The organism is Chelatococcus reniformis, from assembly GCF_014640075.1.
Lineage (GTDB): Bacteria > Pseudomonadota > Alphaproteobacteria > Rhizobiales > Beijerinckiaceae > Camelimonas > Camelimonas reniformis.
Genome location: NZ_BMGG01000004.1, coordinates 213,120 through 234,053 on the forward strand (window position 1 = coordinate 213,120; position 20,934 = coordinate 234,053).

Consider the following 20,934-nt stretch of genomic DNA (forward strand, 5'->3'; position numbering starts at 1 on the left):
CGGCCGGGCGATGCCGCGCGTGGGTCAGCGCAGGGTGCGGGCGAAAGCGCGGATCTCGCCCATGAGCAGATCAGGCTCCTCCAGCGCCGCGAAGTGGCCGCCACGCGGCATGTCGGTCCAGCGAACGAGGTTGTAGCCCTTGGCGGCGAGGCTCCGCGGCGGCGGCGGATACACCGGCTCGGGGAAGGCGGCGACGCCGGTGGGCGTCTCCACCCGGCCCGCGGGCAGGCGGTTGGGGCTTTCCAGCAGGCGGCCGCGGTAGAGCCAGGCGGCGGTGGCGAAGCTCTTGGTCACCAGATAGATCATGACGTTGGTGAGCAACTGGTCGCGGCTGTAGCACGCCAGCAGGTCCGGGCTGCCGTCTGCTGCGCGCGGCAGGTCGGACCAGGCGGCGAACTTCTCGATGATCCAGGCGGCGACACCGACCGGACTGTCCATCAGACCGAAAGCCAGCGTCTGCGGCTTGGTGCCCTGCAGGCGCAGATAGGCGGCCTCCGCGTCCATGCTGGTGCGCATGCGCTGGGCATAGGCCTTCTCCTCCTCGCTGTCCGGCTTCATCAGCGGGCTGAGCGCCGGCACCATGTTGAGGTGCACGCCAATGCACGCCTCGTGGTCGTAGCCGAGCCAGCCGGAGATGGACGATCCCCAGTCGCCGCCCTGGGCGATGTAGCGGTCGTAGCCGAGCACGTCGGTCATCAACGCGTTGAAGCAGACGGCGATCCGGCGCGGCCCGATGGGCCGCTCGGGCCGACCGGAGAAGCCGTAGCCGGGCAGCGACGGCACGATCACGTCGAAGGCGTCGGCGACATCCCCGCCGAAGCGCTCGGGATGGGCCAGGGGCTCAATGATATGCAGGAACTCGAAGAACGAGCCGGGCCAGCCGTGGCTCAGCAGCAGCGGCAGCGGCTTGCGCCCGTCGGGGCCAGCCGAGCCGCGGACATGGATGAAATGCACGTCGAGCCCGTCGGCCTTGGCCTTGAACTGCGCGAAGCGGTTGAGCTTCGTCTCCTCGGCGCGCCAGTCGTAGCCGTCGAGCCAATAGGCGGCGATGTCGCGCATGAAGGCGAGGTCGGTGCCGGCGCTCCAGCCGCCCGCGTCCGGCAGCGCCGACCAGTCGTAGGCGCGCACCCGCTCGCGAATGGCGGCGAGATCGGCGTCGGGCACGGCGATCCGGAAAGGGGTGGTCGAAGTGGCGAGGCTCATGGAGGTGTCCGCTGTCGGTCGATGGCGTCGCGGCAGCTTAGCCCATGATCGCCGGTCCGTCGCCGCCGTGGCGCCCTTCGCGCCCGACGCAAGACCTGGAGCTCTTCGCTTAATCCGAAGGGTCCGTCCGATCCCGGACGGGCCTAGCGCTCGCCGTAGCGCCGGCGGCGGACATACACCGGCTTTCTGGGGCGGGCCGTCGGTTGCGGGGCGGCATCCTGAGCCGCGCCGACACCCAGGAGCCGGAACACCATGTCCACGTGCAGCTTGATGAGGTCGGCTTGCGAGACACGGCCGTCCTCGCGGTACCAGTAGCAGACGCCGGACAGCAGCGAGAGCACGGCGAAGGTGGTGACGCGCGGATCCTCGGCCTTGAACAGGCCTTCGTCGACGCCCTGCCTGATGAGATCGGTGAGGATCGCCGAATAGCGGTCGCGCATGCCGGTGATCACGGCGCGGTCGGCGGGCGACAAGCTGCGCAGCTCGAGGTTTCCGATGATGACCTCCTCCTGCTGCTCGGTGTGGAATCGGATATGCAGCTCGATGAATTTGCTCAGCCGCTGCGACACGTCGGCAATCCCGACGCACTCTCGCTCGAAGTCGGCCAGCATCAGCTCGAGATGCTCCTTCAGCAGGTTGAACAGAAATTCGTCCTTGCTGCTGATGTAATTGTAGAGCGAACCCGCCTGGATGCCGACTTCTTCGGCAACCTTGCGCAAGCTGGCGGCCTTGAAGCCATACTGCGCGATCATCGAAACCGCCGCCTGGCGAATTAGCTTAGCAGTAGTTTCCCTGCGAAACCCGACCCGCCGCATCAACTGTCCTCTGTCTTTGCACGGCGAGATGTTCGTCGGCACGTGCGAGAATCGCTCTCCGGAATGTAGCCTGCATCTGCTGAAGCCAAAAAAGGCGCCGCGCCGCCAGCTGCCCGCCGCGCCGCGTGGGGCCTGGCGACCGCGCACCGCGGCAGCCCTCGTCCTCCTGTAGCGCAGGGTGCGCGGCGCTGTCCACGGGCCACCGCTGGTGGCCTCGCCCTGCGCTCGTGGCCACGCGTATGCACACCAGAGCCATTCACGCCCCGCCGAGGGCGGGGTAGTCGATGTAGCCCTTGGGACCGGGCGTGTAGAAGGTCGTCCGGTCCGCGGCGGTGAGCGCGGCGCCGACCTTGAGGCGCTCCGGCAGATCCGGATTGGCGATGAACGCCCGGCCGAAGGCGACGAGATCGGCGGTTCCGGCGGCCAGCTCGCGTTCAGCCGCGGCCTTGTCGTAGCCGCCGGCCACGATCAGCCGGCCGGCGAAGCGCTGGCGTGCAAAGCGCGGCACGTCGACAACGCTGCCGTCCGGGCCGGCGCTTCGGTCGCCTGACACCTCCGGCTTGATGACGTGAAGATAGGCGATGTCGAGCCGGTCCAGGCGCCGGATGACGTGGTCGAATAGCGCCGCCGGGTCGCTGTCGCTGGCATCGTTGAACGAGCCGAACGGCGACAGGCGTGCGCCGGTGCGGTCCGCCCCGATGGCCGCCGCCACGGCCTCCACGACCTCGACCAGCAGCCGCGTCCGGTTTTCGACGGAGCCGCCGTAGCGATCGTCGCGGCGGTTGGAGCCGTCGTGCAGGAAGGCATCCAGCAGGTAGCCGTTGGCGCCGTGGATCTCGACGCCATCGAAGCCGGCCCGCAGGGCATTGCGGGCCGCCGCCGCATAGTCGTCCGCCACGCGCGCGCATACGTCGGTCGCCAGTGCGCGCGGTGTGGGGAAGGGCACGAGGCCGTCCGGGGTGAAGATGGTGCCGGCGGCCGCGATCGGCGAAGGTCCGACGGGCGGGGCGGCGACGATGCGGTTGGCCGGGTGGGCGATGCGCCCCACATGCCAGAGCTGGAGCACGATCGTGCCGCCGCCCCGGTGCACGGCATCCGTCACCCGACGCCACGCCCCGATCTGGGCTTCGCTGTAGATGCCGGGCGTGCGCAGATAGCCCTGGCCCTCCGGGCTGATCTGGGTTGCCTCGGCGACGATCAGGCCGGCGCCGGCCCGCTGGCCGTAGTAGGTGGCATGCAGATCCGACGGCAGCCCTTCGCTGTCCGCCCGCGAGCGGGTGAGGGGTGCCATCGCCATCCGGTTGCGCAGCGTCCAGGCACCGACCTCGATCGGCTCGAACAGTCGCGACGCGGCGGCGGCCATCAGTGCTGCGAGCCGGCGGCGGCTGCGGCGCCCGAGCGCATCACCTTGCCGGGGAGGGGGTGGCCGACGATCGTCTCGGCCATCTGCGCACAGGCGGCCAGCTTGGCGAGGTCGATGCCCGTGGCGATGCCCATCTCGTGGCACATGTAGACGAGATCCTCGGTGCAGATGTTGCCGGCCGCCCCCTTGTGCCCGGCAAACGGGCAGCCGCCGAGCCCGGCGCAGGAGCTGTCGAACTGGTCGACGCCGAGCCGCAGGGCGGCATAGGCGTTGGCCATGCCGGTGCCGCGGGTGTCGTGCAGGTGCAGCCCCAATCTCAGGTCGGGCCAGCGCTCGCGCACGGCACCGATGCGCCGCTCCATGGAGAGCGGCGTGCCGTGCCCGACGGTGTCGGCGAGGTAGACGCCCTTCAGCCCGATGCCATGCTCGTTCGCCAAATCGAGCAAGCCGGCGACCATGCGCAGCACCTGAGCGATCGGCACCTCGCGTTCGAAATTGCAGCCGAAGGCCGTCATCACATAGCCCCACTCGGTGGCGATGCCATGCTCGCGGTAGATCGCCAGCCAGCGCCGCTGTTCGGCGAAGGTCTGTTCGATGGTCATGCCGGTGTTCTTGAGACTGAACGTCTCCGAAGCCGTCACCCGGATGGCCCCCACCAGATCGAGCGGTGCACGCAAGGCCCGCTCCAGCCCGCGGGTGTTGAGCCAGAGCCCGGTGTAGCGCACCCCGGGGCGCCGCCGGATGGCCGCCGCCACCGCCTCGGCATCGCGCATGCCCGGCACCCGTTCGGGATTGACGTAGGAGATGCAGTCGATCTGCGGCACGCCGGTCTCGGCCAGCGCCTCGATGAAGCGCACCTTGTCGGCGGTGGCGATCGAGGCCCGCTCGATCTGGAAGCCTTCGCGCGGGCCCTCCTCGTGGATCCGCACGGCTTTGGGAAGATCGGACATGATGCGTTCCTTGGCTCGGGGCGGCAGGCCGCCTAGAGCATTTCCGCGTTCTTCGAATCGCCGAAATGCTCAATCTGTTTGATTTGTCGCGTTTTCTTCACGCGAACCGGCGTCCACTTCGCTCGAAAACGCTCTAGGCCGCCTGCCGGGCCTGTTGCTGCTCGATCTCGGCTTGATGGGCCGTGAGGAAATCGGTGCTCAAGCGGCCGGCACGGAAGGCGGGGTGGTCGAGCACGGCCCTGAGCCAGCCGACGTTGGTCGTCAGTCCGTCGATGCGCAGATCGCCGAGCGCGCCGATCAGCCGGTCGATGGCCTCATCGCGCGAGGCGGCGTGCGCCATCACCTTCATGATCATCGGGTCGTAGAAGGGCGTGACGACCGAGCCCGCGCGGCAGCCGGTGTCGACACGCACGCCCGGTCCGTGCGGCAGCACGAGGCCGGTGATGGTGCCGGGCGACGGCATGAAGCGCCGCGCGGGATCCTCGGCATAGACGCGCGCCTCGACGGCGTGACCGTCGTGGCGGATCTGGTCCTGCGTGAGCTCGGCGGCGACGTCCTCGCCGATGGCATGGCGCAACTGGGCCGCCACCAGGTCGACGCCGGTGACGAGCTCGGTGGTGCCGTGCTCCACCTGGATACGGGTGTTCATCTCCAGGAAGAAGAAGCCGCCGGTGTCGTCGTCGTAGAGAAATTCGATGGTGCCGGCGCCGTCGTAGGCGCAGGAGCCGGCTAGGTCGACGGAGACCTGCGCCATGGCGGCGCGGGTGGTCTCGCCGAGGCCGGGCGCCAGAGCCTCTTCGATCACTTTCTGGTGGCGGCGCTGCAGCGAGCAGTCACGGTCGAACAGATGCACGGCCCGACCGTCGCCGAAGCCGAACACCTGCACCTCCACGTGCCGGGCGCGCCGCACGTAGCGCTCGAGATAGACCGCGCCGCTGCCGAACGCCCGCTCGGCCAGGCCACGCGTGGCGGCGATGCCGGCCGCGAGCGCCTCCGGCGTCTCCACGAGCCGCATGCCGATGCCGCCGCCGCCCGCCGCGGCCTTGATCAGCAGGGGAAAGCCGATGCTGGCCGCCGCGGCGGCGACCGTCGCCTCGTCCGGCGGCAGCTTGTCGGTCCCCGGCAGCACCGGAACGCCCGCCGCGCGGGCGAGGGCCCGCGCCTGCTCCTTGTCGCCCATCGCGGCGATCGTCTCGGGCCGCGGCCCGACGAAGACGAGGCCTTCGCGACCGCAGCGGGCCGCAAAGCCGGCGTTCTCCGCCAAAAAGCCGTAGCCCGGATGGATGAGCGTCGCCCCCGTGTCGCGGGCGGCGGCCAGGATCGCATCCTGGTCGAGATATGATTGCTGGGCGCGCGCAGGCCCTACCCGGCGGGCCTCGTCGGCCAGGGCGACGTGCGGGGCCTCCGCATCGGTGTCGGAATAGACGGCGACGGTGGCGAGGCCGATCGACCGCGCCGACGACAGGATCCGGCAGGCGATCTCGCCTCGGTTGGCGACGAGCAGCTTGTGCATGGGATTGATCCGTTAACTTACAATTGTTAGTTTATATCGCGACGAATGCCGGTCAAGTGGCCGAGCCTCGATAGCGCGCGGCGATCCAGGTCCTGAGCTCGCGCTTCATGATCTTGCCGGAATAGTTGATCGGCATATCGGCATAGTCGACGAAGATCACCTTCTTGGGCGCCTTGTAGCCGGCGAGATGGTGCTTGGCGAAGGCGATCAGCTCGTCGGTCGATGCCGCTTGGCCATCGCGCAGAACGACGACCGCGGTCACCTCTTCGCCCCATCTGTCGCTGGGCAGCCCGATGATTCCGACCTCGCGAATCTTGGGATGCCGCTGCATCGCCCGCTCGACCTCCTGGGAGTAGACGTTGAGGCCGCCGGTCTTGACCATGTCCTTGATGCGGTCGCGGAAATAGACGAAGCCGCCCGCGTCCATGGCGCCGGCGTCGCCGGTGCGGAGCCAGCCGTCATGGAATGCGTCGCGCGTCGCGTCCCGCCGCTTGAAGTAACCCTCCATGACCGACGGTCCGCGTACCAGGATCTCGCCCTCTTCCCCCGTCTTCGCATCGCTCATGTCGGGGGCCGCGATCCTGACCTCGAAGTTGAGGAAGGGCCGCCCGATGGAGTCGGGTGCCAGATGATAGTCTTCTTCCTTCAGTACAGTGACGATGACGCCGGCTTCGGTCAGCCCGTACTGGTAGAAGATCTTCATGCCGGGGACGAGACGGTGCATCTCTTCGCGGTCCTTGCCCGAGAGCACGCCGCCCCCGACGTACCAGCTGCGGAAGGTGCGCATGCGCGCCGGCTCGTCGCGGGCGGCAAGGCAGAGTTCGCGCGCCATGGACGGCGGCGTGAAGCCGTTGGTGCCGCCGTGCCGGTCGATCATCTCGACCATGCGGTCGGCCGAGTAGTCGCCGAGGATCGTCGAGCGGGCACCCAGATAAAGATGGGGCAGCAGCCAGCAATTGAGGGCGGCCGCATGGTGCAGCGGCGTCGCCAGCACGGTGTTGCTGAACTCGTCCATGCCGGTGTCCAGGGCCTCGTGCACGGTATTCCAGAAGACCTGGCGGCTGCGCAGCATGACGCCTTTGGAACGCCCGGTGGTGCCCCCGGTGAACATGATCAGCGCCAGATCGTCGTCGCTCGGGCTGGACGGCGGCGGTGTGTCGGTGGCCCGGCCCAGGATCGTGTCATAGCTGTCAGGCCCCGGGCCGCCGTCGAGCAGGGCGATCGGAATGTCGATGCGGCCGGCCAGGTGCTGCTCGGCAAGCTCCGCCGTGGCGAAGACGAAGCGGCATTCCGCATCCTCGAGGTTGCCGAGGATCTCCGCAGTGGTCAGGCGGTAGTTGACCGGAACGCATGTGGCCCGCACCGCCGCCGTGGCGAGCATGGCGACGACCCAGCGCAGGCTCGATTTGGCCAGGATCGCCACCTTGTCGCCCGGCGCGATGCCGCGGGCGAGCAGGAAGTGCGCCAGCCGGTTGGCGGACGCGTCGAGCTCGGCGTAGCTCATCGAGCGATGCTCGTCGATGAGCGCGACCCGGCTGGGGAACTTGCGGGCATTGCGAGCGACATGCTGTGAAACGACAGTCGTCAAGCGATCTCTCCCAGATGAGCCGGCCGCATAACTTCTATGGATTGCAACGCGCCAAGTCTCGATAGATTGGCTGAGTGGCCGGCGTGCCGCAGCCGACGAGCGACGTCGCGCTCACGACAGCTCGATCAGCGGGGTGTCCTGATCGACCACCTCGCCCTCTTCGACCAGGATCTTGGCGACCGTGCCGCGGTTGTCGGCTTCGACTGCGATCTCCATCTTCATGGATTCGAGGATCATCACGGTGTCGCCGTAGTCGACAGCGTCGCCGGGTGCCTTGACGATCTTCCACACGGTTCCGGCCATCGGGCTGGCAATCTTCTTCATGTAAAGGCTCCTCAGACCGGATGGACGGCGTTGCGCCGCTCGATGGCCGGCGTCGGCTTCAGCGCATACAGCGCGAAGCGGTTGATCAGTTCATCCCGCAGCTTGTTGGGATGGACCACGGCTTCGGAGGCGAAGCTGTCGGCAGCTGCCGAGTAGACGTTGATGTCCCGCGCATATTCGTCCCGCTTCGCCTTGATGAAGGCGGCGCGATCGGCCGGTGCCAGCTCGGCGATCTGGTTGAAGTACATGGCGTTGACGGCCGCCTCCGGGCCGACGAGCGCGGGCATCGCGGTGGGCAGGGCGAGCATGGCGTCGGGCTTGGTCGGCGCGCCCGACATGGCGAGAAAGCCGCCGCCATAGGCCTTGCGCACCATGACCGCGATGCGGGGAACGCTGGCTTCGCAGACCGCGGAGAGAAGCTTGGCGCCGTGGCGGATGATGCCGGTCTTCTCCACCGAGCTGCCGATCATGTAGCCGCTGATGTCCTGGAGGAACAGCAACGGGATGTTGAAAGCATTGCAGAGCCAGATGAAGCGGGCAGCCTTGTCGGAGGAATCGTTGAACAGCACGCCTCCCTTGAACTTCGAGTTGTTGGCGACGACCCCGATCGGCCGGCCGCCCAGGCGAATGAAGGCCGTGGTCATCTCCTTGGCGAAGAGTTCCTTGCTTTCCAGGAACGAGTCGTCGTCGGCGAGCGCGCGGATCAGGGTCTTGATGTCGAACGGCACGTTCTGGTCGCGCGGCAGCAGCGCCTCCAGATCTGGCGGCGCGGCCTGCGCGGCCGTTGCGGCGATGGGCGGCGTCTGCGACCACGAGCCGGGGAAATAGCCGAGATAGGTCTTGGCGACGGCGATCGCCTCGGCATCCGACTGCACCAGGATATCGCCGAGGCCGCTCAGGGTGCAGTGCATGCGCGCCCCGCCCAGGTCCTCCTCGCTGATGTCCTCGCCGATGGCCATCTTGGCCATGCGCGGCGAGCCCACATAGGCGGTCGCCTTCTTGTCGACCATCACCACCGTGTCGCAGAGGCCGGGGATGTAGGCGGCGCCGGCCGGCGAGGGACCGAACAGCACGCAGAGCTGCGGCACGACGCCCGAGAGCTGCACGAGATTATAGAAGATGTTCCCCCACGCCGTGCGGCCGAGGTAGGATTGCTTCTGCTCATCGATGCGGGCGCCGGCGGAGTCGACGAAGTAGACCAGTGGAATCTTCAGCTCGCGCGCCCGCTCCTGCATGCGCGTGATCTTGAGCATGGTCTGGTAGCCCCAGGACCCGGCCTTGACCGAAATGTCGTTGGCGATCATCGCCACCATGCGGCCGTCGACTTTGCCGATGCCGGTCACGACAGCATCGGCGGGCACCCGCTTCTCGGCCCCGGCGAGCAGCCCGTCCTCGATCTCCAGGCCGTTGTCGAAGAACAGGTCGAGCCGGTCGCGCACGAAGATCTTGCCCTCGAGCAGCTTGGCCGATTTCTCGGCATTGCGCCCTCCGGCGAGAGCCCAGGCCTCCCGCTGCTTGAAGTCGTCGTAGAGGTCCATCGGAGGTTCCTTGATCTCAATCGCCGAAAATCATGTGGCGAACGTCGGAGTCCTGGCTGAGGTCCCGGCATGAGCCCTGGCGCCGCACCACGCCGGCCCCCAGCACCACGGCGCGGTCCGCCACCTCCAGCGCCAGGCGGGCGTTCTGCTCGACGAGCAGCACGGTGACGTTCATCTCGCGCAGCCGCCGGATCTCGCGGTAGATCTCCGCGACGATGACCGGCGCCAGTCCCATGGACGGCTCGTCCAGCATCAGCAGCGTCGGCTGCGCCACCAGGGCGCGGCCGATCGCCAGCATCTGCTGCTCCCCGCCGGAGAGGTTGCCGGCGGGCTGGCGCCTGCGTTCGCGCAGACGCGGAAACAGCTCGAACACCTTGTCGATGCGCTCGCCGAGGTCGGCACCACGCTTGGCGTAGCCGCCCATGCGCAGGTTGTCGGCGACGGACAGCGTCGAGAACACCAGCCGGCCCTCGGGAACGTGGATCAGTCCGCTGCTGATGCGCTGGCGCGGCGTCAGGTGCGTCGCGGCGCGGCCGAGATAGGAGATCTCGCCCTCGGTCCGCTCGAGCACCCCTGAAATCGCCTTGAGCAACGTGGTCTTGCCGGCGCCGTTGGGGCCGATCAGGCAGACGCATTCGCCGGCGGCGATGCTGAGATCGATGTCGCGAATAGCCCGCAACGCGCCGTAGTAGGCGCTGAGGCCCTTGATCTCGAGAACCGGGTCAGGCATCGGCGTCGAGCCCCAGGTAGGCGGCCATGACGAGCGGATCACGCCGCACCTCTTCGCCGCCGCCGCGCGCGATGACCGTGCCCGCGTCGAGCACGTAGATGCTGTCGGAGACCGCCATGACCAGATCGAGGTCGTGCTCGACCAGGACCAGCGTCACGCCCATCGCGATGATCTTGCGGAACAGCTGGCCGAGCGCCGTCGTCTCGCTGGTGTTCAGGCCGGCGGCCGGCTCGTCGAGCAGCAGCAGGCGCGGGCCGGTGGCGAGCGCGCGGCCGATCTCGAGCTTGCGCTGGAGGCCGTAGGAGAGATCGCCGGCGCGGCGTTGCCACCAGACCGGATCGAGATCGAGGAATTGCAGCAGCTTGCGCGCGTCCGCCTCGGCCGTCCGCTCCTCGGCACGGCTCGATGGCAGATTGAGCAGGTCGGCGAGGAGGCTCGCCCTCTGGTGCCGGTAGAAGCCGGTGGCGACGACTTCCCAGGCGGGCATGTCGACGAACATTTGCAGGTTCTGGAAGGAGCGCGCCAGGCCCATGGCGCAAATGCGATGTGGCGGCAGGCCGGAGATCCTGGCCCCGTCGAGGTGCACCTCGCCGGCGGACGGCGTCGCATAGCCTGAAATTACGTTCATCAGCGTGCTTTTGCCGGCACCGTTGGGGCCGATCACCGAGGTGATCACGCCGGCCGGGATCGCCATGCGGACGTCGCGCAGCGCATGCACGCCGCCAAAGGATTTCGACACGCCGTTGATGGACAGCATGGTGCTCACCTCGCCTGCGCCGGCCGCCTGCGGAGGGCGGTGATCTGGAGGCGCAGGCGCGAGGCGATCTGCGTCAGGCCGTCGACCAGGCCCTGCGGCGCGAACTTGACGACCAGCACCATGAGGACGCCGAAAGCGAGGGTCTTGTAGTCCTCGGCCCGATCGAGCAGCAGCGGCAGCACGGTTACGATGAGCGCGCCCACGATGGCGCCGGATATGCGCTGGAGCGAGCCGACGATGACCATGACCAGGACGTCGATCGAATAGGAGAAGCCGAACGAGGAGGCGTTGAAGGAGCGCGCGAAATTGGCGTAGAGGCCGCCGGCGATGCCCGCCAGCATGGCGCCGAGCGAGAAGACGAGGGCCTTGGTGCGCACGCAGTCGATGCCGACGCCGGCGGCGGCGAACTCCGACATCTTCATGGCGCGCAGGCTGCGGCCGACCTTCGAACGGGTGACGTTGGAGCCGATCAACGCCGCGATCACCAGGAACGCCCAGCACACCCAGAACAGGTCGTTGGAACGTGGCAGTTCGTTGCCCACGAATTTGAAGCGGGCGATGGTGACGCCGGGATCGAGCCCGCCCGTCAGGCTCGAGAGGTTGGCAAACAGGATGTAGGCGATGATGCCGAAGGCGAGCGTGCCCATGGCCAGGTAGTGGTCGTGCAGCCGTGACAGCGGCCGGCTGACCAGCCAGCCGCACGCCATCGCCACCAGTCCGCCGGCGACGATCGCCAGTGTGCTGTCGAGATGAAGCCTGTTGGTCGCCAGCGTCGTCGCGTAGGCGCCGATGCCCACGAAGGCCGCCTGGGCGAGGGAGATCTGCCCGGCCAGGCCGAAGATCAGGCAGAGCCCGATGGCCGCGATGGCATTGATGGCGGTGTAGATCAGCAACGACTCGTGGAAGGAGTTGCCCGCCGCCAGGAAGGCGATCGGGAACAGCACGAGCAGGGCTGTGGTGATGAGGCGATCATGGGTCATCGGGGCCGCCGTCACAGTTTCTTCAGGGCGCGGCCGCCGAGCAGCCCCTGGGGGAACAGCATGAGCACGACGAAGAGAAGCGACAACGTGATCGCATCCTTGTAGGCGGAGCTGAGGTAGCCGGCGGACAGGGCCTCGGTGAGGCCGAGGATCAGGCCGCCGACGACGGCGCCGATGGGGCTGCCGATGCCGCCCAGAATGGCGGCGCCGAAGCCCTTGAGACCGAGGAACAAACCGTTGTCGTAGCTGGCCGAGGCGATCGGGGCGACGAGGGCGCCGGCGGCGGCGCCGAAGAAGCCGGCAATGGCGAAGGACGAGGCCGCGATCCAGCGCGGGGCGACGCCCATCAGGACGGCGGCGTAGGGGTCGAGCGCCACCGCCCTCATGGACAGCCCGAGCCAGGTGGTGCGCAGCACGACGGCGAGGCCGAGCGAGAGCACCACGAGCGTCAGCACGATCCAGGCCGCCTGCGGGCTGATGAAGATGCCGAACACGGGCCAGGTGGCGGCGCTGGACAGCGGCGGCAGGAACAGCGTCGATTTGCCGATGGTCACCTCGACCGCGCCCTTGATGGCGATGGCGAGACCCAGCGTGATCATGACCTGCGCCAGCGGATCGCCGGCCTTCTGGTCGAGCACCAGCAGGTAGAGGACGAGGGCGATGGCGGCGACGCAGACGACGGTGGCCAGCAGCGCCGCCGCCATGGGCAGGCCGAGCGTCTGCGAGAAATACACGGCCAGCACGCCGCCCAACATCACGAACTCGCCGTGCGCGAAGTTGATGATCCGCTTGGTCGCGAAGACGATGGTGAAGCCGATGGCGATGAGCGCGTAGACCGCGCCCAGCGACAGGGCGGAGATGACGATCTGGGTGATCATGGGCGATGCCGCCGTTCCGGCCGTGTCGCGTTCACTCGGCCACCACCCACTGCCCGTCCTTGGCCTGCATCAGCACCATCGACAGGGAGTTCTGGTTGAGGCCGCCGTGGTTGTCGGGCGTGAACTGGAAGATGCCGTTGGCGCCGGTGATCGAGACCGTCTCGATGGCGTCGCGCAGCTTGTCGCGGGTCAGTTCGCCGTCGACTTTCTCGGCGGCCGCCTTGACGATCATCAGGGCGTCGTGGCTGTGGGCTGCGAAGGTGGCCGGCGCGTCGCCATACTTGGCCTTGTAGTCGGCATAGAGCTTCTGCACGACCGGGCGGACCGGGTCGTCCGCCTTGAGCGTGTCGGGCGCCAGCAGCCGCATGGAGGTGACGTAGGTGCCGTTGGCCGCAGGGCCGGCCTGCTGGAGCAGGTCGCGGCTGGCGGCGGCGTAGCTGTTGAAGATCGGCTTCTGGTAGCCGACGGCGGCCGCGTTCTTGAGAATGATGCTCGGCCCGGGCAGGGCGCTCCAGATCAGCAGCGCCTGTGCGTCGGAGGCTTTGACGCGCAGCACCTGCGCCGTCATGTCGGTGTCCTGGCGGTTGAATTCCTCGTGCCGGACGATGTCGATGCCGTCGGTCTTGGCGAGCTCGCGCAGTACGTTCGCGCCGGATTGGCCAAAGCCGTCGGCCGACGACATCAGCGCGATCCTGGTGATGCCGCGCTTCTTGAGCTTGGCCAATAGATCGGCAGCGACGATGCGGTCCGACGGCGGTGTATTGAAGCCGTAGGGCGTCGTCGGCGTGAACACCTTCTCGGTGCCCGCGTGCATGATGATCGGCGTCTTCGCTTCGTTGGCGATCGGCAGCACGAGCAGGCTCTCGCCGGAGCTGGACGGTCCGAAGACGACGTCGACTTTGTCGGAATCGATGAGACGGCGCAGCTGCTGCGACGCTTTGGTGCCGTTGCCTTCGGTGTCGTAGACGATGACTTCGACCTTGCGGCCGGCGATGCCGCCGGCCTTGTTCAGCTCCTCCGCGGCGAGCCGCAGGCCGCGCTCCTCGGGGATGCCCAAGAATGCGGCTGGCCCCGATGTCGCGTAGACGGCGCCGACCTTGATCGATTCGGCGGCCTGTCCGGGGGAACCCATGGCTGCGGCGCCGGCGAGCGACACGGCGACGGCGATGGCAGGGCGGCGGAGCGGGCGGAGGGCGAGCCAAGGGCGCATGAGCGGTTCCCCATATTTTTATCTAACAGGTGTTAGTTAGTTGTTGACGGCGGCGCTTGTCAAACGCATTTTTGCGACCGCGGACGGCGGCTTCGCCACCGGTCCCACAGGAGCCGGTCCCGACCGACGGTAGCGATTTGGTATCGCTACCCGCATAGCAGGTGAGTATTGGTGATGACTTCGCTGTCGGAAGAACAAATCGCATTCCAAGACGTCATCAACCGGGCCATCGTCGAGACGTCGCCCGTCGAGCGCGCGCAGAAGCTCGACGCCGCCAAGACCTTCGACGCGGAGCTCTACCGGGTGCTCGGCGAACTTGGTGTTCTCGGGCTCGGGGTGGCGGAGGAGGACGGCGGCAGCGGCGGCACCAATATCGAACAGGTTGTTGCGCTGCGCGCGCTGGCCAACCGCGCGACCTCGATGGCGGTGTTCTGCGTCGTGCAGTTCCTGGTCACCCGGCTGTTGAAGGACAATGCCACTGCCGAGCAGAAGCGGGCCTTTCTGGCTCCGCTGGCCGCCGGCCGCCAGAAGGCGTCGTTCTGTCTGACCGAGGCGGGCGGCGGCACCGACATCCTGCGCGCCATGAAGACGACGGCCCGCGCCGACGGCGGCGACTATGTGATCAACGGCGCAAAGATGTGGATCAGCGGCGCCACGACGTCCGACTTCTACGTGGTGCTGGCGCGAACCGCGCCCGGCAAGACCGACGGTGTGTCCATGTTCCTGGTGCCGAGCCGGGCGGCGGGCATCACGGCCCGTGAGATCGACACCTTCGCCATCAACGGCTACGACACCTGCCAGGTCTTCTTCGACGACGTGCGCGTTCCTGCCGCCAACCTGATCGGTACTGAGGGCCGCGGCTTCCGCCAGGTGCTGGCGACGCTGAACTCCGAACGCATCAACGCCGCGGCCGTGGCGATCGGCATCGCCCAGGGCGCCATGGAGGTGGCGGCCGACTATGCGCGCGAGCGCCAGGCCTTCGGCAAGTCGCTGGCCGAGCTGCAGGCGGTGCAGCACAAGCTCGCCAACGTGGCGACGACCGTCGAGCTTGCCTGGACCTTCCTGCTGGCGACGGCGGTGCGCGACGACAACGGCGAGCCGGTCGACGTGGCGAGCTCCATGGCCAAGCTCGCGGCCTCCAATGCCGCCAAGCTCTCCGCCGACGTCGGCATGGAGATCCTGGCGTCCGCCGCCTTCGATACGGCGAGCCCGATGCAGCGCTACTACCGCGATCACCGGCTGTATTCGTTCGCGCCGTTGAACGACGAGATGTGCCGCAACCTGATCGCGGAACGTTACTTCGGCTTCGGGCGCGGATTCTGACGGAGGCGCGCGCCACCCTGGCGGCATAGCCGGGCTTGACCCGGCTATCCCATCCACTGAGGAGAGAACCGTTCAGCCGGTGCTGTCGACATAATGTTACTTGAGTTGATGAATGACCGGGTCAAGCCCGGCCATGACGCGGCAGGCATCGCCCATAAAAATAGCTCAAGAACTGCGGGAGGACATAATGACAAATCTGAAATCCAGGCGCCTATGCCTTGCGGCACTTGCCTCGTTGCTGCTGGCGCCGGGCGCTGCGGCGGCGGCCGAGCCGATCACCATCGGCGCCATCTATCCGATGAGCGGCTCGGCCTCGTTTCTCGGCATCCCCGAGGAGCGGGCGCTGCGTATGGTGGTCGAGGACTGGAACAAGGCGGGCGGCCTCGCCGGCCGTCCGGTCAAGCTGATCGCCTACGATACCGAGGGCAACAGCACCAAGGGCGTGCAGCAGCTGCGACGGCTGGTGGAATCGGACAAGGTCGACGTGCTGTTCGGGCCGTCAAGCTCGGGCGAAAGCCTTGCCGCCATTCCCATCGCCAATGAATTGCAGACCCCGATGATCGCGCACGGCGGCACCGAGGCCATCGTCAGCCCGCCGCTCAAATACGTGTTCAATTCCTGCCCTGTCGACCGCGTGGCGATCTCGCACGTACTCGCTTATGCCAAGCGCAATGGGTTCAAGAAGCTCGCCATGATGAGCGCGGCCGACGGCTACGGCCAGTCGGGCACCCGCATCCTGCGCGAGCTCGCCCCGACCTACGGCATCGATGTCGTCGCCGCCGAGGAGTTCAATCGGCAGGATCCGGACATCACCGCCCAGGTGCTGCGGGTGCGTGAGCGCGAGCCCGACGCCATCGTGGTGTGGAGCGCCCTGCCGGGGCCAACGGTGCTGCTGAAGAACGCGCGGGCGGTCGGCTACGACGTGCCGATCATCGTCGGCTATGGGGCGGCATCGAATGCCCTCGTCGCCAATGTCGGGGCCGCGGCGGAGGGCGTCTACATCTCCTCGTTCCGCCTGCTGGTGCCCGACAGCCTGCCGGATTCCGATCCCTCCAAGCCCGTCGTGCAAAAGCTCTATACTGACTACAAGGCGAAGTACGGTCAGGCCCCGGAGAACTTCGCCCAGCACAGCTACGACGCGGCGCTGATCCTGGAGCAGGCGGTCAAGTCGATCAAGGGGCCGTTGACGCGTGATACCCTGCGCGATGCCATCGAGACGGTGCAGGTCACCGGTGCAAATGGTCGGTTCCATTTCTCCCCCACCAGCCACGGCGGACTCGATTTGGAGTCCAAGCCGCTCGTCATGCTGCGTTACGAGCAGGGACGGTGGCGGGTGGTGGAATAGCGCAACCCGCGTGCGATTTCGGTCAAAGCGCATCGGAGCAAGGCATGCTCGACATTCCCCAGAATACGCTCCCCGACATCTGGTCGTATCACGCGTGTCTCGCGCCCGCGAAGCGCGCCATCGCCAGCGGCGACGAGGTGCTGACCTGGGGCGAGTTCGGCGCGCAGATGAACCGGATGGTCCATGCGTTGACCGGGCTCGGCCTGCGCAAGGGCGACCGCGTCGCCTTCGTGATGTCGAACACCGTCGAGCACCTGGTGCTGCTGTGCGGCGCGATGAAGGCCGGCGCTTGCGTGGTGCCGTTGAGCACGCTCCTGGCACCGGAGCAGATCGCCGGCCTGATCAACGATTCCGGCGCCCTGTGGCTGTTCACGGACCCTGGCTTCGCCGGGGTGATCCGGACGATCCGCGAGCGGCTGGTCACCGTGCGGCCGGGCGGGGTCTTCTCCAGCGGCGACGAGGAGGGGTGCGGCTCCACCGAGGCTCTGCTGGCGCAGGCGAGCTCGGCGGAGCCGGGGGTGGCGCTCCACCTCGATGACCTCATGAACATCAGCTACAGCTCCGGTACCACGGGGCTGCCCAAGGGCGTCGCCTATTCCCACCGCGCCCGCCAGATCATGGGGCTGACCTACGCCATTCCCATGAAGTTCGGGCCCACGGCGCGGACCCTGCTGACGACGCCGATCTACTCCAACGGCACCTGGATCACGCTGTGGCCGGCGCTGCTGAGCGGCGGCGAAATCGAGATCATGCCGAGCTTCGCAGTCGGACCGTGCCTTGAGTTGATCGAGGCGCGGCGCATCACCCACACCTTCATGGTGCCGACCCAGTATATCCGTATCCTGGAGGACCCCGCCTTCCGGCGGGCGGACCTCGGCTCGCTGCGCATGTGCCTGACCGCCGGTTCCGCCATGGGCACCGACGTGAAGCGCCGCATCCAGGACCAACTCGGCCCCTGCCTGCACGAACTCTATGGCTACTCCGAGGGCGGTGCGACGATCATCACGCCGGAGGAGATGGCTGAGCGGCCGGCCTCGGTGGGGCGCCCCAACCCCGGCTTCGACATCCGCATCCTCGATCAGCACGACCGCGATGCGCCGCGCGGGGAGGCCGGCGAGATCGCCTTCTACGGCGGCTGGGCCATGCGCGGCTATCACGGCAATCGGGAGCAGACCGAGGCGGCAATCTGGCGTGACCAGCGCGGCCGCACCTTCATCCGCTCGGGCGATGTCGGCCGGCTCGACGCGGACGGCTATCTCTATGTGGTCGACCGCAAGAAGGACATGATCATCTCGGGCGGCTTCAACATCTATCCGTCCGATATCGAGGCGGTGCTGAGCGCGCATCCCGATGTGATCGAGGCCACTGTCGTCGGCGTGCCGCATCCGACCTGGGGCGAGACCCCGGTGGGCTTCGTCATCCTGCGGGGAGATGCGGCGCCGGAGAGCGAAGCCTTGAAAGCCTGGGCCAACGAACGGCTCGCCAAGACCCAGCGTCTGGCCAAGGTCGTGCCGTTGGACGAGTTTCCGCGCAATGCGCTCGGCAAGGTGGTGAAGCGCGAGCTGCGGGACCGCCCGGAGATCAAGTAGTTTGAAAGTGGATAGATGGCCGGGTCAAGCCCGGCCATGACGGCATGAGGGTAAGGCGCAAGATGTCCAGCGTCATGGCCGGGCTTGACCCGGCCATCCATCCAACAAAGACACGTCCGGCGCAGGATCAGACGGTGTCAGCTGCTCGCCGACTGCCACCTGGGCTTGCGCTTCTCGATGAAGCTCTGCATGCCTTCGGCGGCTTCCTCCCAGCCCCACATCTCGGCCACGCGGTCGACCGTATAGATCATGTTGTCGGCCGACGTGTGGGTCGACACGTATTCGATCAGCCGCTTGTTGGCGGCCAGCGCGCCCGGAGCGCATTGCAGGATCATGTCGATCTCGCGGGCGACGGCCTCGTCGAGGTCGCCCGCCGGCACCGCCTCGGTCAGCAGGCCGATCTGTGCCGCTTCCGCCCCGGAGATGCGGCGGCCGGTGAGGAACAGCCGCCGCGCGGCGGGCACGCCGATGCGCCGCACGACATAGGGGGAGATCATGCCGGGCAGCAGCCCCAGGCGGGCCTCGGTGATGGCGAACTGCGCGGTGTCGACGCCGATGGCGATGTCGCACACGGCGATCAGCCCGAGGCCGCCGGCGTAGGCGGGCCCGTTGATGCGGCCGATGGCCGGCTTCGACAGGGTATCGAGCTCGCGCAGCCAGAAGGCAAGCTTGCTGGCCTCGGCGAGGCGCTCGCTCTGCGGCCGCGCCGCTTGGGCGCGCTGGTACTTCAAGTCGCCGCCGGAGCAGAAGGTGACGCCCTGTCCGGAGAGCACCAGAACCCGGATGCCGGGGTCGGTATCGCAGCGGCGGACCGCCTCGCGCGCCTCGTCGTACATGACGCCGTTCATCGCGTTGTGGGCCTCGGCGCGAGCGAGCGTCAGGCGGGCGACACCGCGTGCGTCGACGTCGAATTCGATGGTGCTCAGGGGCGGCATTGCGAAGCCTCTCGGTAAAACTAACAAACGTCAGTTTACTTAACTCGACAACCCGGAGCAATATGGCGGCGTCGGACATCCGTGATCGTGCCGGCGCGAAGCCAGGAGGAACACGTCGATGGAGCTTTCGTTCTCGCTTGCCGGCCGGTTGGCGCTGGTGACCGGCGGCGGTCAGGGCAACGGCCGCGCCATCGCCGCGGGGCTTGCCGCGGCCGGCGCCAGGGTGGTCGTCGTCGACGTCAATGGCGAGACCGCCGAGGCGGCGGCGGCGGAGATCGTCCGCACCGGCGGAGGCGCATGGGCCGCGGCTGTGGACGTCACCGATCGGGCAGCCTGCCGGGCGCTCGCCGACACGATCGGCCGGCGCGAGGGGCCGGTGTCGATCCTCGTCAACAATGCCGGCATCCTGGTGCGCGGGCCGGTCGACCAGGCGGACGCCGATGGAGCCTGGGACAGGACACTTCGGGTGAATGTCGACGGCACCTACAACATGGTGCGCGCCTTCCTGCCGGCGCTGCGCGAGACGCGCGGTGCCATCATCAACCTGGGCTCGATCCAGTCTTTCATCGCCACGCCGAACTCGGCCGCCTACACGGCGTCGAAAGGCGCCGTCCTCCAACTCACCAAGGCGCTGGCGGTCGAGCTGGCGCGGGATGGGATCCGCGTCAACGCCATCGCGCCCGGTTTCATCGAGACGCCGATGACGGAGGCGACGCGCGCGCGCCCCGAGAGCATGGCCGCCTTGCTGGCGCATACGCCGATGCGCCGCGTGGGCCAGCCGGCGGAACTCGCCGGCGCCGCGGTGTTTCTGGCATCGGCGGCTGCGAGCTATGTCACCGGCGCAACGTTGCCGGTCGACGGCGGCTATCTCGCGCAATGACCGGCCGTCTCGACGCCTGCGAGCCGCCGCGGGAGTGCCTCGCGGTGCGCGCCGTCTGCATCCTGGCCGCGCCGGCGACCGAGGTGTGGGCCTTGATCGGCGATTTCGGCGGGGTGGCGGCCTGGCTCCCGGGCATCGAGGCGGTGACGCTGACGGGCCAGGGGATCGGCGCGATCCGGGTTTGCCGCACGGCTGCCGGCACCTTTCGCGAGCGGCTGACCGCGGCCGAGACGCAATCCTGCCGCTACGTGATCGACGCCGGACCTCTGCCGGTGAGCCGCTACGAGGCGACGCTCTCGGTCGGGCCGTGGGCCGGCGGCACGCACTGCCGTGTCGTATGGACATCGACGTTCACGGCCGACGGTGTCGACGACGGCGCCGCGCGGCGGCGCGTCGAGCGCATTTTCCTCGCCGGGCTCGGCGGGTTGTGCGCGCGCTATGGCGCCGCCCCCGACGGCAGCGTCAGGCTTGACAACATCCAGCACCAAATTAACGGTTGTTTGTTAGTTAATGGAGCGGCCAGCCGCTCGCAGCCCGGGGGGAGGTCGGCATGGCCGAACAAGTGAAACCCATCGTCACCCGCAAGGACCACCTCGACACGCAGACGGCCCAGTCCGGGGGCGCCGTCCGCGTCTCGGGCGTGAGCCGCCAGCACACGCCGGCGACCCGGCTCTGGTATGGCAAGGTCAGCAACGAGCCGGGATTCCGGTCGCTGCCCCATCACCACGGTGAGGCCGAGACCGGCGGCTATGTCCTGCACGGCCGCGGCCGGATCTACTACGGCGACAACTATGGCGAATGGATCGACATGGCGGAGGGCGACTTCGTCTTCGTGCCGCCGTTCATGCCGCACGTGGAGGTCAACCTGAGTGCCGAGGACGATCTCGTCTGGCTCACCACGCGCACGCCCGAGAACATCGTCATCAATCTGCCCGATGTTGCCGACGAGGCGCTCGCCGGCTTCGCCGAGATCGCCGCGGCCGCCGCCGCCCACGCCAAAGCCAAAGCTTGAT

Annotated in this window: 20 protein-coding genes; 6 read left to right on the forward strand and 14 right to left on the reverse strand. The window is 67.9% G+C overall.

Going from position 1 to position 20,934, the window contains the following annotated elements:
* Positions 1 to 24 precede the first annotated feature (24 nt).
* The 13 genes from IEW34_RS12110 to IEW34_RS12170 all read right to left on the reverse strand — a co-directional run bounded on the left by IEW34_RS12110 (position 25) and on the right by IEW34_RS12170 (position 13,849).
* On the reverse strand, positions 25 to 1,203 hold the full coding sequence (locus IEW34_RS12110) for an epoxide hydrolase family protein (protein ID WP_188609445.1): 1,179 nt from the start codon (positions 1,201 to 1,203) through the stop codon (positions 25 to 27).
* A 143-nt stretch (positions 1,204 to 1,346) separates the two neighbouring features.
* Positions 1,347 to 2,060 carry a TetR/AcrR family transcriptional regulator gene (locus IEW34_RS12115; RefSeq protein WP_188609446.1) on the reverse strand — a complete coding sequence of 238 codons (714 nt, stop codon included), beginning with the start codon at positions 2,058 to 2,060 and terminating at the stop codon, positions 1,347 to 1,349.
* A 214-nt stretch (positions 2,061 to 2,274) separates the two neighbouring features.
* Complete coding sequence (locus tag IEW34_RS12120) at positions 2,275 to 3,381, reverse strand: alkene reductase (RefSeq protein ID WP_188609447.1); 1,107 nt, start codon at positions 3,379 to 3,381, stop codon at positions 2,275 to 2,277.
* The gene (locus IEW34_RS12125; RefSeq protein WP_188609448.1) at positions 3,381 to 4,331 is read right to left on the reverse strand and encodes a hydroxymethylglutaryl-CoA lyase; all 951 of its coding nucleotides are present in this window, start codon (positions 4,329 to 4,331) and stop codon (positions 3,381 to 3,383) included. The genes IEW34_RS12120 and IEW34_RS12125 overlap by 1 nt, the downstream gene beginning before the upstream one ends.
* Before the next feature lie 133 nt (positions 4,332 to 4,464).
* The gene (locus IEW34_RS12130) at positions 4,465 to 5,844 is read right to left on the reverse strand and encodes an acetyl-CoA carboxylase biotin carboxylase subunit (protein ID WP_188609449.1); all 1,380 of its coding nucleotides are present in this window, start codon (positions 5,842 to 5,844) and stop codon (positions 4,465 to 4,467) included.
* A gap of 52 nt (positions 5,845 to 5,896) precedes the next feature.
* Positions 5,897 to 7,432 (reverse strand): class I adenylate-forming enzyme family protein, encoded by a 1,536-nt coding sequence (locus IEW34_RS12135; RefSeq protein WP_210324489.1) that lies wholly within the window; start codon positions 7,430 to 7,432, stop codon positions 5,897 to 5,899.
* Between the two features lie 111 nt (positions 7,433 to 7,543).
* On the reverse strand, positions 7,544 to 7,756 hold the full coding sequence (locus tag IEW34_RS12140) for an acyl-CoA carboxylase biotin carboxyl carrier protein subunit (RefSeq protein WP_188609450.1): 213 nt from the start codon (positions 7,754 to 7,756) through the stop codon (positions 7,544 to 7,546).
* Positions 7,757 to 7,767: 11 nt separating this feature from the next.
* Positions 7,768 to 9,294 carry an acyl-CoA carboxylase subunit beta gene (locus tag IEW34_RS12145; RefSeq protein ID WP_188609451.1) on the reverse strand — a complete coding sequence of 509 codons (1,527 nt, stop codon included), beginning with the start codon at positions 9,292 to 9,294 and terminating at the stop codon, positions 7,768 to 7,770.
* A 16-nt stretch (positions 9,295 to 9,310) separates the two neighbouring features.
* Positions 9,311 to 10,024, reverse strand: coding sequence for an ABC transporter ATP-binding protein (locus tag IEW34_RS12150; RefSeq protein ID WP_188609452.1), 714 nt, complete (start codon positions 10,022 to 10,024; stop codon positions 9,311 to 9,313).
* On the reverse strand, positions 10,017 to 10,781 hold the full coding sequence (locus tag IEW34_RS12155) for an ABC transporter ATP-binding protein (RefSeq protein ID WP_188609453.1): 765 nt from the start codon (positions 10,779 to 10,781) through the stop codon (positions 10,017 to 10,019). The genes IEW34_RS12150 and IEW34_RS12155 overlap by 8 nt, the downstream gene beginning before the upstream one ends.
* Before the next feature lie 5 nt (positions 10,782 to 10,786).
* On the reverse strand, positions 10,787 to 11,761 hold the full coding sequence (locus IEW34_RS12160; protein WP_188609454.1) for a branched-chain amino acid ABC transporter permease: 975 nt from the start codon (positions 11,759 to 11,761) through the stop codon (positions 10,787 to 10,789).
* A gap of 11 nt (positions 11,762 to 11,772) precedes the next feature.
* On the reverse strand, positions 11,773 to 12,639 hold the full coding sequence (locus IEW34_RS12165) for a branched-chain amino acid ABC transporter permease (RefSeq protein WP_188609455.1): 867 nt from the start codon (positions 12,637 to 12,639) through the stop codon (positions 11,773 to 11,775).
* Between the two features lie 31 nt (positions 12,640 to 12,670).
* Complete coding sequence (locus tag IEW34_RS12170) at positions 12,671 to 13,849, reverse strand: ABC transporter substrate-binding protein (RefSeq protein WP_188609456.1); 1,179 nt, start codon at positions 13,847 to 13,849, stop codon at positions 12,671 to 12,673.
* A 174-nt stretch (positions 13,850 to 14,023) separates the two neighbouring features.
* On the opposite strand from IEW34_RS12170, the gene IEW34_RS12175 reads away from it, so the two are divergent.
* The 3 genes from IEW34_RS12175 to IEW34_RS12185 all read left to right on the forward strand — a co-directional run bounded on the left by IEW34_RS12175 (position 14,024) and on the right by IEW34_RS12185 (position 18,106).
* Positions 14,024 to 15,172: an acyl-CoA dehydrogenase family protein gene (locus IEW34_RS12175; protein WP_188609457.1), complete on the forward strand. Its 1,149-nt coding sequence runs from the start codon at positions 14,024 to 14,026 to the stop codon at positions 15,170 to 15,172.
* Between the two features lie 187 nt (positions 15,173 to 15,359).
* Positions 15,360 to 16,517 (forward strand): ABC transporter substrate-binding protein, encoded by a 1,158-nt coding sequence (locus IEW34_RS12180; protein ID WP_188609458.1) that lies wholly within the window; start codon positions 15,360 to 15,362, stop codon positions 16,515 to 16,517.
* A gap of 44 nt (positions 16,518 to 16,561) precedes the next feature.
* Positions 16,562 to 18,106 carry a class I adenylate-forming enzyme family protein gene (locus IEW34_RS12185; protein WP_188609459.1) on the forward strand — a complete coding sequence of 515 codons (1,545 nt, stop codon included), beginning with the start codon at positions 16,562 to 16,564 and terminating at the stop codon, positions 18,104 to 18,106.
* Positions 18,107 to 18,243: 137 nt separating this feature from the next.
* Here IEW34_RS12185 and IEW34_RS12190 read toward each other — a convergent pair whose 3' ends face one another.
* Positions 18,244 to 19,041, reverse strand: coding sequence for an enoyl-CoA hydratase-related protein (locus tag IEW34_RS12190; RefSeq protein WP_188609460.1), 798 nt, complete (start codon positions 19,039 to 19,041; stop codon positions 18,244 to 18,246).
* A 118-nt stretch (positions 19,042 to 19,159) separates the two neighbouring features.
* Between IEW34_RS12190 and IEW34_RS12195 the strand changes: the two genes are divergently transcribed.
* From IEW34_RS12195 to IEW34_RS12205, 3 genes are read left to right on the forward strand one after another with little or no spacing between them, the layout of a single operon-like run.
* On the forward strand, positions 19,160 to 19,921 hold the full coding sequence (locus IEW34_RS12195; RefSeq protein WP_188609461.1) for an SDR family NAD(P)-dependent oxidoreductase: 762 nt from the start codon (positions 19,160 to 19,162) through the stop codon (positions 19,919 to 19,921).
* The gene (locus tag IEW34_RS12200; RefSeq protein WP_188609462.1) at positions 19,918 to 20,487 is read left to right on the forward strand and encodes an SRPBCC family protein; all 570 of its coding nucleotides are present in this window, start codon (positions 19,918 to 19,920) and stop codon (positions 20,485 to 20,487) included. The genes IEW34_RS12195 and IEW34_RS12200 overlap by 4 nt, the downstream gene beginning before the upstream one ends.
* A complete protein-coding gene (locus IEW34_RS12205; protein ID WP_188609463.1) occupies positions 20,472 to 20,933 on the forward strand; it encodes a cupin domain-containing protein in 462 nt (153 codons plus the stop codon). The genes IEW34_RS12200 and IEW34_RS12205 overlap by 16 nt, the downstream gene beginning before the upstream one ends.
* Position 20,934 lies beyond the last annotated feature (1 nt).